The organism is Sphingomonas sp. Leaf32 (assembly GCF_001421765.1).
Taxonomy (GTDB): domain Bacteria; phylum Pseudomonadota; class Alphaproteobacteria; order Sphingomonadales; family Sphingomonadaceae; genus Sphingomonas.
The window spans coordinates 82873-95781 of sequence record NZ_LMLA01000007.1; the positions used below are offsets into that span (position 1 = coordinate 82873).

General features: G+C 67.8%; 7 protein-coding genes. 5 read left to right on the forward strand and 2 right to left on the reverse strand.

Features of this window, described 5'->3' with window-relative positions; genetic code table 11:
* Nucleotides 1-30: 30 nt before the first annotated feature.
* The gene (gene ygfZ / locus ASE83_RS08175; protein WP_055788047.1) at nucleotides 31-774 is read left to right on the forward strand and encodes a CAF17-like 4Fe-4S cluster assembly/insertion protein YgfZ; all 744 of its coding nucleotides are present in this window, start codon (nucleotides 31-33) and stop codon (nucleotides 772-774) included.
* Between the two features lie 70 nt (nucleotides 775-844).
* Nucleotides 845-2068 (forward strand): threonine synthase, encoded by a 1224-nt coding sequence (locus ASE83_RS08180; protein ID WP_055788049.1) that lies wholly within the window; start codon nucleotides 845-847, stop codon nucleotides 2066-2068.
* Between the two features lie 36 nt (nucleotides 2069-2104).
* On the opposite strand, the gene ASE83_RS08185 is transcribed toward ASE83_RS08180, so the two are convergent.
* Nucleotides 2105-4513: a ligase-associated DNA damage response DEXH box helicase gene (locus ASE83_RS08185; protein WP_082443387.1), complete on the reverse strand. Its 2409-nt coding sequence runs from the start codon at nucleotides 4511-4513 to the stop codon at nucleotides 2105-2107.
* A 153-nt stretch (nucleotides 4514-4666) separates the two neighbouring features.
* On the reverse strand, nucleotides 4667-6316 hold the full coding sequence (locus ASE83_RS08190) for an alkaline phosphatase D family protein (protein WP_055788055.1): 1650 nt from the start codon (nucleotides 6314-6316) through the stop codon (nucleotides 4667-4669).
* Between the two features lie 122 nt (nucleotides 6317-6438).
* On the opposite strand from ASE83_RS08190, the gene ASE83_RS08195 reads away from it, so the two are divergent.
* The 3 genes from ASE83_RS08195 to ASE83_RS08205 all read left to right on the forward strand — a co-directional run bounded on the left by ASE83_RS08195 (nucleotide 6439) and on the right by ASE83_RS08205 (nucleotide 12908).
* Nucleotides 6439-8823, forward strand: a complete 2385-nt coding sequence (locus ASE83_RS08195) for a TonB-dependent receptor (protein ID WP_055788058.1) — start codon at nucleotides 6439-6441, stop codon at nucleotides 8821-8823.
* A 303-nt stretch (nucleotides 8824-9126) separates the two neighbouring features.
* A complete protein-coding gene (locus ASE83_RS08200) occupies nucleotides 9127-11880 on the forward strand; it encodes a TonB-dependent receptor (RefSeq protein ID WP_235513270.1) in 2754 nt (917 codons plus the stop codon).
* Entirely contained in the window at nucleotides 11880-12908 is a 1029-nt protein-coding gene (locus ASE83_RS08205; RefSeq protein ID WP_055788063.1) for a phytase, read from the forward strand. The genes ASE83_RS08200 and ASE83_RS08205 overlap by 1 nt, the downstream gene beginning before the upstream one ends.
* Nucleotide 12909 lies beyond the last annotated feature (1 nt).

Consider the following 12909-nt stretch of genomic DNA (forward strand, 5'->3'; position numbering starts at 1 on the left):
TCAGGGGGTGGGCCGTCCTACCTGTTGGCCATGACCATGACCACCCCCGCTTGCCCCCCCGGTACCTGGCTGTCCGACCGGGCGGTGTTGCGCGTCGGCGGCACCGAAGCGCGCGTCTTTCTGCAAGGGCTGGTGACGCAGGATATGGGCGCGGTGACGCCCGAAACGCCGGGGTGGGCCGCGTTGCTCAGCGCGCAGGGCAAGGCGCTGTTTGATTTCATCCTGTGGGCCGATAGTGATGATATCCTGATCGATTGCGAGGAAGCGGTGGCGGATGCGCTGGCAAAACGGCTGACGCTGTACCGCCTGCGCCGCGCGGTGACGATCGAGCGTACCGATATCGGCGTCCACTGGTCGCGCGAGGGGACGGACGGCGTGGCCGATCCCCGACTGGCGGCGCTGGGGCGGCGCTGGCTGGCCCCGGCGGGCGCGGCGGCGAGCGGCTGGCCGGCGCACCGGCTGCGTCACGGCGTGGCCGAGGGGCGGGCCGAGCTGGGCGACGGGCAGACGCTGTGGCTGGAATGCAATGCCCGCGAGCTGAACGGGGTCAGCTTCACCAAGGGCTGCTATGTGGGCCAGGAAAATACCGCGCGGATGAACTATCGCTCGACGGTCAACCGCCGGCTGGTGGTGGTGCCGACCGACGTGCCCGGGCCGCGCACGCGCATCGTCTATCCCGAGCTGGGCCTCGCCGTCGAGCATCGCCGGATCGACGATCTGGGCGAGGCGTTGCGGCCCGACTGGCTGGCGACGGCGCTGGCGGAGCCGGCCTGAGCGTCATGCCGTGGCATAACCGCGCCGAGGCCCGATGGACGGCGCGGGCGGCTGCGATACAAGTCACATCATGCATGACAACCTGACCGCCGATCGCCCGACCTTCGTCACCCATCTCGAATGTTCGATGACCGGCGAGCGTTATGCCGCCGATACGCTGCACAATCTGTCGAAGGCCGGGCGACCGTTGCTGGTCCGCTATGACCTGGCGGCGGTCAAGGCGGCGCTGTCGCGCGATGCGCTGTCGGCGCGCGATACCGATCTGTGGCGCTGGCGCGAACTGCTGCCGGTGCGCCGCGCGGCGAACATCGTCAGCCTGGGCGAGATCGAGACGCCGCTGATCCCGATCACCGCATCCGGTGGCGCGCGGGTGCTGGTGAAGGACGAAGGCCGCCTGCCGACCGGCAGCTTCAAGGCGCGCGGGCTGGTGATGGCGGTGGCGATGGCCAGGGAACTGGGCGTGCGGCGCATCGCCATGCCGACCAACGGCAATGCCGGCGCGGCGCTGGCCGCCTATGCCGCGCGCTGCGGCATCGAAACGATCGTCTTCTGTCCCGAGGATACGCCCGAGGTGAATGTCCGCGAGATCGCGGCACAGGGCAGCCGGGTGTGGCGGGTCAACGGCCTGATCGACGATTGCGGCGCGATCGTCGCCAGGGGCGCGGCGGAGGGACGCTGGTTCGATTTCTCGACATTGAAGGAGCCGTACCGGATCGAGGGCAAGAAGACGATGGGCCTCGAACTGGCGGCGCAGCTTGGCTGGCGACTGCCGCAGGCGATCTTCTATCCGACCGGCGGCGGCACCGGGTTGATCGGCATGTGGAAGGCGTTCGACGAGCTGGAGGCGCTCGGCTGGATCGGGTCGGAGCGGCCGCGCATGTATGCGGTGCAGGCGTCGGGCTGCGCCCCGATCGTCCGCGCGTTCGAGGCGGGACAGGACCATGCCGAACGCTGGGAGGACGCGCACACCGTCGCCGCCGGCATCCGCGTGCCGCGTGCGGTCGGCGACTTCCTGATCCTGCGCGCGGTGCGGGAAAGCGGGGGCAAGGCGCTGGCAGTCGGCGATCCGGCGATCCTGAAGGCAGTCGATGACTGCGCGCGGCGCGACGGGCTGCTGCTGTGTCCCGAGGGCGGCGCGACGCTGGCCGCCTACCGCCAGGCGCTGCGCGATGGAGAGGTGGATGCGGAGGAAGAGGTCGTCCTGTTCAACTGCGCCACCGGCCTGAAATATCCGATGCCACCCGCGCCCGCGATGCTCGACCGGCACGCGCCGATCGACTTCGACGCGTTGTAGGACGGGCCGAACGGTTCCGTTCGACGGCCTCGCGTCCTAATCCAGCGCCATCGCCTCGGCGGCCAGTGCTTCCGCCTCGACCAGCAACGCGTCGTCGGCCGACCCCTGCGTCACGCGTTCGCGCCCGACCAGCACCAGCACCGGCACCGCCAGCGGGCTGACGCGGTCGAGCTCGACATGGCGGATGCGGGCCTGCGCCGTTTCCAGCAGTGTCGCCAGTCGCCCGACATCGGTCATCCGCGCGCGGGCATCGTCCCATGCCGCCTGCAGCAGCAGATGGCCGGGTTCGTATTTGCGCAGCACGTCGTAGATCAGGTCGGTCGAGAAAGTGACCTGCTTGCCGGTCTTGCGCTTGCCGGGATGCTGCCGCTCGACAAGGCCGCCGATCACCGCGACCTCGCGAAAGGCGCGTTTCAGCAGCGCCGATCCCTGTACCCAGTCGACGAATTCATGTTCGAGAATGTCGGGGGAGAACAGCGCTCGCGGGTCGGTGATCGGTTCGAGCGCGTAGCAGGCCAGCGCATAGTCGTTCGACACGAAACCGATCGGATTGAGACCGAGCGCCTCCATCCGGCGGGTAATCAACATGCCGAGCGACTGGTGCGCGTTCCATCCTTCGAAGCTGTAGGCGACCATGTAATGCCGCCCGTCATGCGGAAAGGTTTCGACCAGCAGTTCGCCGGGGCGCGGCAGGACCGAGCGGCGCGCCTGGATTTCCAGCCACTCGCGCACGTCATCGGGAAAGCGCGACCATTGGGACGGATCGGCCAGAAACCCGCGCACCCGGTCGGCCAGGTTGGTCGACAGCGCCATTCGGGTGCCGCCATATTTGGGGATGCGCGCGGGCTTGGCTGTCGCGCGGACGACCAGATCGGTCAGTTCGATCTTTTCCACCTCCAGGCTCATGCCCGAAAAGAAGAAGGTGTCGCCGGGCGACAGGGTGGAGGCGAAATATTCCTCGACCGTGCCGAGCCGTCGCCCGTTCCGGAACCGCACGTCGAGCGTCGGCGCGTCGACGATGATGCCGGCGTTCAGCCGATGCTGCGCGATGAAGGCGGGCTTGGTGACGGTCCACAACCCGTCTGCATCCAGCCGCAGCCGCTTGAACCGGTCATATGCCTTCAGCGCATAACCGCCCTCGGCAATATAATGCAGCACGCGGTCGAACGTGTCGGCATCCAGCGCGGAATAGGGGAGGGCGCCCTGCACCTCCGCCAGCATGTCGGCGGCGGCGAAGGGTTCGGCGCAGGCGCAGCCCATCAGATGCTGCGCCAGCACGTCCAGCGCACCGGGGCGGAAGACTTCGCGGTCGAGTTCCCCCGCCTCCACCGCGTCGAGCGCCGCCTGCGCTTCCAGAAATTCGAAGCGGTTGCCGGGCACCAGCAGCGCCTTCGACACCTCGTCCAGCCGGTGATTGGCGCGACCGATCCGTTGCAGCAGGCGCGACGATCCCTTGGGTGCGCCCATCTGGATCACGCAGTCGACATCGCCCCAGTCGACGCCCAGGTCGAGGCTCGCGGTGGCGACCAGCGCGCGGAGCTTGCCATCGGCCATCGCCGCCTCGACCTTGCGCCGCGCCTCGCGGTCGAGGCTGCCGTGATGGACTCCGATCGGCAGCTGCGCATCATTGGCCAGCCACAGGTCCTGAAAGATCAGTTCGGCCAGGCTGCGGGTGTTGCAGAAGACGATGGTGGTGCGGTTGCGCTCGATCTCGCGCATCACCTGCCCGGCAGCATAGCGGCCGGAATGGCCCGACCAGGGGATGCGGTCCTGCGGCAACAGGATACGGATATCCGGGTCGGCGCCCGGCTCCCCCTGAACCAGCGTCACCGCGTCGATGTCGCCATGCGGGGCGAGCCAAGCGCGATAGCCGTCGGGATCGGCGACCGTCGCCGACAGCGCCACCCGGCGCAAGGCCGGGGCATGGCGTTGCAGCCGGGTGAGGCATAGTGCCAGCAGATCGCCGCGCTTGTCGGTGGCGAAGGCGTGGACCTCATCGACGATGATCGTGCGCAGCGATGCGAACAGCCGGTCGGCATCGGGATAGGATAGCAGCAGGCTGAGCGATTCGGGTGTCGTCAGCAGGATGTGCGGCGGTTTGGCGCGCTGGCGTGCCTTGCGGTCGGACGGGGTGTCGCCGGTGCGGGTCTCGACCCGGATGGGCAGGTCCATCTCGGCGATCGGGGTCAGCAGGTTGCGCTGCACGTCGACCGCCAGCGCCTTCAGCGGCGAGATATAGAGGGTGTGCAGGCCGTCGCCGGGGGTTTCGATCAATTCGGCCAGCGTCGGCAGGAAGCCGGCGAGGGTCTTGCCCGCGCCGGTCGCGGCGACCAGCAGTGCGTGGTTCCCGGCGCGCGCGACGTCCAGCATCTCGCGCTGGTGACGGCGCGGGGACCATCCGCGTGCGGCGAACCAGTCGGCTAAAGGGGCGGGGAGGTCGCGCACTCGCGCCAATGTAGGGTGGCGGGGGCGGGGTGCAACGCGGGCATGGACCGTATCCCCGCGCAGGCGGGGATCCAGAGCCACGAACGCGACGGTCGCATTTTTTTTGGCCCTGGACCCCGCCTGCGCGGGGGTACGATGGCGGGGTGATTGGCGCTAGACCGCCGTCATCGGCCCTAGCTTCCCTGCGGCCACGCGCCACCGGGCCGTCGTCGCGGTGGTGAAGCCGGGCGTCGTCACGCTCGACACGGTGCGGAACTGCGCGTCGGCATGGGCCGGCGTCAGGGTGAGCAGCAGATAGCCCTTCCGATCCTGATCGCAGTAGCGGACCTCCGGCGCGTCCTTTTCGATCACCGTGCCCAGCCCCGGCAGCAGCGATCCATAGGACGGGCTGGAAATCGCGGTCGCGCCGAATTCATGGGCGACCAGCCGGCCGGCATCGTCATGCAGGTCGTTGGCCCAGCCGGCATGGCTGTCGCCCGACAGCACGATCGGCCGCGCCTTCGCCCGGCGGAACGCGGTGTAGAGCCGCTCGCGCGCCGGGGGATAGCCGTCCCAGCTGTCGAAATTGAACGGCAGCCCGGCGCGGTACGATCGCTGTGCTGCGGCGATGCGCGGGGCATAGGCGGCGGGCAGGCCGTTCAGCATCGCGGCATAGCGCTCCGCCCCCATTTCCCGGATCAGGTCGGGACCGGGGACGCGCGCCATCACCACCTGATTGCCGAGCAGTTGCCACGGCTGCTTTGCACGAACCGACCGAGCCAGTTCGCGCTCGACCCAATCCTGCTGCCCGCGCCCCAGCATCTCGCGGTCGGGCCGGGAGCGGACCGCCAGCATCGCGGCATAATCCTCCGGCTCGATGCCCGCCCCCTTGGGCGCGGCCTGTTCCGACCGGGCGAGCAGGCGGGTTTCGACCATCACCAGCGTCGCGAGGTCGCCGAAATCGAAGCTGCGGTTGATCGCGGCCCAGGGCTGGCCGGGCTTCGGGTCGCGGATCGGCATCCATTCGAAATAGGCCTGCATCGCCGCCGCCTTGCGCGCCGCCCAGTCGCCCTCGGTCGCCGGGCTGTGGTTCTCCGCGCCGCCGACCCACGCATCGTTCGCGCTTTCATGGTCGTCCCACACGCAGATGAACGCGGCGCGCGCGTGCGCCGCCTGCATCGCGCCGTCGCGCTTCACCTGCGCATGGCGGGTGCGATAATCGGTGAGCGTGATGATCTCATGGCGGGGTTCGGGCAGGCGGTTCAGCTTGCGGCCGATCTCCGCGCCATAGCCGTCCGCGCCATATTCATAGATGTAGTCGCCCAGATGCAGCACCGCATCGACGCGCGGTTCGGCGGCGATGGCGGTATAGGCGTGCCAATATCCGCCGGGGTAGAGCTGGCACGACACCACCGCCAGCGCGACTTGCGGAGTGGCCCCGCGCGGCAGGGTGCGGAAGCGGCCTTTGGGCGACGCGGTGCCGCCGGGCGCGGTGAACCAGTACCAATAATCGGTGCCCGGCTTCAGGCCCGTCGCCTCGACCTTGGCAGTGAAGTCGCGCGCCGCCCGGGCCATCGCGCGGCCGGTCGCGATCGCCGGGCCATCCACGTTCCCTGCGACATGCCAGTCGAGCGCGATGTCGCCGCTGTCGGCCGCCGCCGGCGTCGCGCGGGTCCACAGGATCGCGCCGTCCGCCGCCGGATCGCCGCTGGCGACGCCGTGCGCGAAGGTCGCGCCGTCCGGCGCGGCATGGGCGATCGTCGGCAGGGTCAGGGCGGCGCTGCTGCCCATCAGGCGCAGGGCGTCGCGGCGGTTCAGGGTCATCGGAAGCGCTTTCGTCAAAGGATATGCCGGACGTCCTATGCAGCCGATGCGACAGGTCGATGACGTCACGGACCTGTCATTCCCGCCCCCTAGAGGCCGCGCCATCATTAGGGGGATATTGCATGAACTCGTGTCTGCGCTCGACCGTCGCCTTGTTGGCGATCACTTGTTCGACCACCGCCTTTGCCCAGGCCAATGTCCAACCGCAGGCGGATGAATCAGACGAAATCGTCGTCACCGCGCAAAAGGTCGAACAGCGGATCGAGGATGTGCCGGTTACCGTCACCGCCGTGACGGGCCGCAAGATGGCCGATCTGGGCGTGTCGACGCTGGCCGATGTCGCGCAATATATTCCGGGGCTGATCGTGCAGGAGCAGAGCGCGAACAATCCCGGCTTCGTCATTCGCGGCATCACGTCGGATTCGGGGTCGGCGCAGCAGGGCGCGCGCGTCACCTTCTATTATAACGGCGTCGACATCAGCCGCTCGCGCGGGGCCTATCAGGACCTGTTCGACCTCGAACGGATCGAGGCGGTGAAGGGGCCGCAGGCCACGTTGTTCGGCACGGCCGCCGCGGTCGGCGCGGTGTCGATCCTGTCGGCCAAGCCCAAGCCCGGCTTCGCCGCCGACCTTGCCGCGTCCTACGGCAATTTCAACCGGACGCAGGTGTCGGGCATGGTCAATGCCGGGGGCGACACGCTCGCCGCCCGCCTCGCCTTCGCGTACAAATTTCGCGACGGCTATGTCCGCAACATCGCGGGCGACCCGAAGGTGCCGAACCAGAATCAGGGCCGGGTCGACCAGGACGATCTGAACGGGCAGGACCAGCGCGGCATTCGCGGGTCGCTGCGCTGGACGCCGACCGACGCCGTCACCGCCGACCTCGTGCTGACCTATGACGGGCAGCGCAATCCCGGCACCGCGTTCAAGAGCCGCGCCTTTGCTCCGACCGGCGGGCAGACCGGCGATTATGGCACCGCCGAACTGTCGGGTTCGCCCTACAGCCAAGAAGTGCTTGGCAAGCGCAAGCTTGGTCTCGACCGCGATGTCTATGACGCGAACCTGACCGTGTCGGTCGATCTGGGGCGCGGCGTCACCTTCACCACGGTCAACGGCTATCGCCGGTTCAACAGCCTCGAGACGTTCGACGCCGATGGCGGTCCGGCATGGTATCTGGAATTCGCCGAGGATGCGAAGGGCGACCAGTGGAGCCATGAAGGCCGCTTCAACTTCACCGGCGAGAAGGCACGCGCCTCGTTCGGATGGAACGCCTTCTTCGAAAACGGTTTCCAGCGCGTGCCCTTCTCGACCGAAGAAGGCACCTATCTCGCTTGTTCGGTGACGGGTGCCTATGCCCCGATCCGCGCCGTGCTCAACCAGGCCGGCATCCCGACCGGTCCGAACTGCGTCGCGGCCAATGGCACGGTGCCGGGTGCGCGGGCGACGGCGATCCTGTCGCGCGGCACCCTGACCGAACTGCCCTATGCGGCGGTGTTCACCAATTTCGGCAACAACGACACCTATTCGATGTTCGCCGATACGACGTGGATTCCGGTCCCCGCGCTGGAACTGACCGCCGGTGCCCGCGTGCTGATCGAGGATCGCCAGTCGGGCTACAGCTCGGTGCAGCCCTTCTCGCGGCTGCTCGCCGGGGCCGGGGTGTTCACCAGCCTGCTCGGCACCGCCAGCACCAATGGCGCGAAGTTCGAGGCGGAGCGCAGCTTCGCCGCCGTGCTGCCACGCTTCAACGCGCTCTTCCGCCTGTCGGACGCGGTCAACCTCTACGCCACCGTCAGCAAGGGCCGTCGCTCGCCGGTCGTGCAACTCGCGGCGGCACGCACCGGCAGCAGCGTGACGGCGGGGGTGATCCCGGCGCTGCAGATCGTGCCGGAGGAACTGGTGTGGAATTACGAAGGCGGCATCAAGGGGCGGGTCGGACCCTTTACCGGCGCGGCGTCGGTCTTCTACCAGCGCTATGACGGGTTCCAGGTGTCGGTGACCGAGAATGGCGTCACCACCACCCGTTCGGCCGGATCGGCGGACAATCTGGGCGTCGAGCTGGAGGGGACGTTCCGCGTCGGGCAGGTCCTGTCGCTGTTCGGGACCTTCGCGTATCTCGACGGCGGGATCGGCAGCGATGCGACCAACGGCGTGTTCGCCGGCAACCGCTTCCGCCTGCAACCCGACATGACCGCATCGGCCGGCGCGAACCTGCGGGTACCGGTCGGCTCGGCGACCTTCTATGCCGTGCCGAACGTGACGTATCGGTCGAAGGTGTTCTTCGAACTGCCGAACCGGCAAGCGATCTCCACGCCGGGCTATACGCTGTTCAACCTGCGTGCCGGCGTGGAACTGGGCGATCGGTTCACCATCGGCGGCTTCGCACGCAACCTGACCGACGAACGCTATCTGATCGACGCGGGCAATACCGGCGGCGGCTTCGGCGTGCCGACCTATATTCGCGGCGAACCGCGCTTCTATGGCGTGGAACTGGGCGCGCGCTTCTGACGCACGCGCCGGAGACGCAGGACGCCGGTGCCACGCGAGCGGCACCGGTGCCTCGTGTCTGGTTCGGAGCCGAAGCGCGTGGTCGCCGAAGTCATCGTCGAGCATCCACCGACCTGCACTGCCCAGCCTGTTGCCCCGAAGCCACAGCTGGAACCACCATCGCCAGCGTCATCGTTCGGTAACGCGGCCGTAACCAACCTGCCACCCCCGCCCGGCAGGGGACGGACCACACGGGAAGCCGGGAGCTTCCAAGGGGGAACAGACATGGTTGCAATCTTCGCGCGGTCCACGCGGGCCGTTTTCGTGCGTGCGCTGCTGAGCGGTGCCGCGATCCTGCCGGCGGTGGCCTTTGCCGCGCCGCCGGAGGAGACGCCGGTCGTCGCCGACGTCGTGCCGGGCGACGAAGAAGGGCAGGAAATCGTCGTGCAGGGCACCCGCCCGATCGCCGAATCCGAACAGGCCGCACTGGAAATCCAGCGCAACAGCCCGGCGCTGGTGTCGGTCATCGCGTCCGACGCGGTCGGCCGCCTGCCCGACCAGAACGTCGCGCAGGCGATCAGCCGCCTGCCCGGCGTCGGCGTCGAACGCGACCAGGGCCAGGCGCGCTACGTCAACCTGCGCGGCGCGCCCAAGCGCTGGACCACGCTGTCGTTCGACGGCGTCAACGTCGTCAGCCCCGAAGGACGCGCCGCGCGCTTCGATTCCATTCCCTCGGCGATCGCCAAGCAGATCATCGTGCGCAAGGCGGTGACGCCCGACATGGTCGGTGAAACCATTTCGGGCAATGTCGACATCATCACCCGCTCGGGCTTCGATCAGGACGGCTTCCACGTCGCGGGCAAGGCCGGATATGGGCTGGTCGAACTGGGCGACCGGCGCGAGTTCGAAGGGTCGCTGGTCGTGTCCGACCGGTTCGACACCGGCATCGGCGAGTTCGCCATCGCCTCGTCGGCCAGCCTGTACCGCCGTGGCATGGTGACCGACAATTTCGAAACCGATTGGGAAAGCGTCGATCAGGACCGTCGTCCGGGCTTCGCCGACCGCATCTGGGCGCGCGAGACCGAGAACAAGCTCTATCGCCTCGTCCGCAAGAACTATGCGCTGTCGACCCGGCTCGACTGGAAGCCGGCGCCCGGCCACCGCATCTTTGCCGAAACCATCTATTCGGCGTTCCAGGACGACGAACAGCGCAACAACTATATCGTCGACCTCGACGACCAGCAGTCGCGCGTGCCGACCGGGACCGCTGCCTGTACCGTGAACGCCACCCCGGCGGCGAACACCACCGGCTATGCCGATGTCTGCACCGGCAACACCCCGCTGAAGGGCACGGTGTACGGCATCGACCTGAACTCGAACTTCACGGTCCGCGCGTACAAGCAGTCGGTGTTCACCAACACGCTGGGCGGCGACCATGATCTCGACACGTGGCGCGTGTCGTGGCGCGCGAACTATACCCGCTCGATCGACGACCGCACGCAGCCGGCGCAGCTGAACTATGACAGCCCGTCGTTCGGCACCAACGGCGCGAATGCCGCCAACCGCCTGACCGTCGGCTACGACTTCACCGATCCGCAGTTGGCGAAGATCGAGCTGTACCGCACCATCCGCAACGCAAACGGCACCTTCGCACGCGGCGCGCGGGTGACGGCGATCGAGGATTTCCCGCGCTCGCTTGCCCGGCTGCGCTCGCTGCTCGCCGCCGACACGACCGACGCCTATACCGCGCGGGTCGATGTGCAGCACGACGTCGACGCCCTGCTGGGCGACAAGACCACCTTCGCCTTCGGCCTGCGCTTCGACGACCGTACGAAGTCGGTCGACGAACGCCTGCTGGAACTGAACAGTGCGGCACAGTTCAGCGCGGCGGGCATCCCCACCGGGTACGGCCAGATCGCGATCCCCGGCGCCTTCCAGGGCAAGCTGCCGCTCGGCTACACCTTCCAGTATTTCGGGCGCGACCAGATCCTCGACCTAGTCGACCGCGCGAAGACGGTCGGCAGCTATGTCGACCAGACCGCCAACCTGTACGACGTGAACGAGCGTATCTATTCGGCATACGGTATGGCCACCGTCACCACCGATTGGGGCAATGTCATTGGCGGCCTGCGGATCGAGCATATTCGCAACGACTCTGCTGCGTTCGGTGCCGGGCCACAACGCCTTGAAGTCAAAACAAGTCAAACGCTGGTCTATCCTAGTTTGCACGTGAATTACGACGTGACTGACCAGATGAAGGCGCGGCTGTCGTTCAGCACCGGTGCGGCCCGGCCAGACTACGACCAGCTTCGCCCGAACCTGACCTTCAACGACGCGAATCTGACGATTTCGGGCGGCAATCCCGATGCGAAGCCCGAAAAGGCGATGGGCGTCGACGCCTATGTCGAATATTATGGTGCGACCGGCGGCTTCCTGTCGTTCGGTGCCTATTACAAGCGGCTGCGCAACGTGCTGTTCGACACCAGCCGGACCTTCGGCCGCGACATACTAAACTCCAACGGCTTCGACCGTTCGCAATATGTATTCTCGGGTATCGACAATGGCGGCAACGGGTCGATTCTCGGCATCGAAGGCGCGATCCAGCAGCAGCTTGATCCGTTCGTCGGCGACCTCGGCCTGCCCGACTGGGTCGGCGGGTTCGGCGTGCAGCTGAACGCCACGCTGAACCGCAGCCGCGCCGAGACGCCCGATGGTCGCCGCGTACCGCTGCCCGGTGCCTCGGACGCGGTCTATAATCTGGGCGTCTATTACGAGAAATACGGCTTCTCGGCGCGGGTCCAGTATCAGAACCGCTCGCGCTGGCTGGACGATCTGGGCGATTTCCAGGTCATCAACGGCGTCAATCGCGGCGTCGATGGCGGCGATTTCTATTGGGCGAAGGATGACGAACTCGACGCGTCGGTGCGCTATGCCATCGGCCGCAATGTCGAACTGTTCGGCAATTTCAGCAACCTGCTGAACGGTCCCGGCCGTCGCTACGTCCGCGATACGCGCTACACGATCGAGCGCGAGACGTTCGGCCGCCGCTATCAGGCCGGCGTGCGGGTGAACTTCTGATGCGGCGGCTCGCCCTTGCGGCGGCGTTGCTCGGCGGGTGTGCGATGACGCCCCCGCCGGCCGCGACGCCGGTTGCCGCTCCGATGGTCGCGGCGGCGGCGGAAACCGATCCGGTCGACACCGCCGCCGACGCCGCCGACGATCCCGCCATCTGGCGCAACCGGCGCAATCCCGCCGCCAGCCTGGTGATCGGCACCGACAAGAAGGCCGGCATCCATGTGTACGACCTGTCGGGCAAGCGGCTGAGCTTTACGCCGGCCGCGCGGCTCAACAATGTCGACCTGCGCGACATTGGCGGCCGGGTGATCGCCGCCGCCAGCGACCGCGCCGACGAAACGCAGGCGCATGTCGCGCTGTTTACGCTCGACACTATGGGCCGCAAGCTGGTGCCGATGGGGCGCTTCCCCGTCGGCGCGGGCGAGGCGTACGGCATGTGCCTGTGGACCCGCAAGGCGGACAAGGCGCTGTTCGGCTTCGTCGTGATGAAGGACGGGCGGATCGATCAGGTGTCGATCGAGCTGGGCGGTGCGACGCCGGTGGTGCGCACCGTGCGGTCGATGAAGGTCGGCACCCAGGCCGAGGGCTGCGTGGTCGATGACCGGACGGGCACGCTCTACGTCGCCGAGGAGGATGTCGGGCTGTGGCGCTTCGCCGCCGATCCCGCCGCCCCGGTCGAGGGCACCGCCATCGCCAAGGTCGACGGCACGACGCTGGTCGCCGATGCCGAGGGCTTGGCGCTGGCCCCGGCCGGGCGCACCGGCGGCTATTTGGTCGTCAGCAGCCAGGGCGACAATGCCTATACCCTCTATCGCCTGCCCGGCGTCACCCATGCCGGGCGCTTCCGCATCGGCGGCGGGTCGATCGACGGGACCAGCGACACCGACGGCATCGACCTGATCCTCGGCGATTTCGGCCCGAGGTTCCGCAAAGGGCTGATGGTCGCGCAGGACGGCGACAACGCCCCCGATACGCAGAACTTCAAATATGTATCGTGGGCCGATGTGCTGAAGGCGCTGCGGCTGCGCTGAA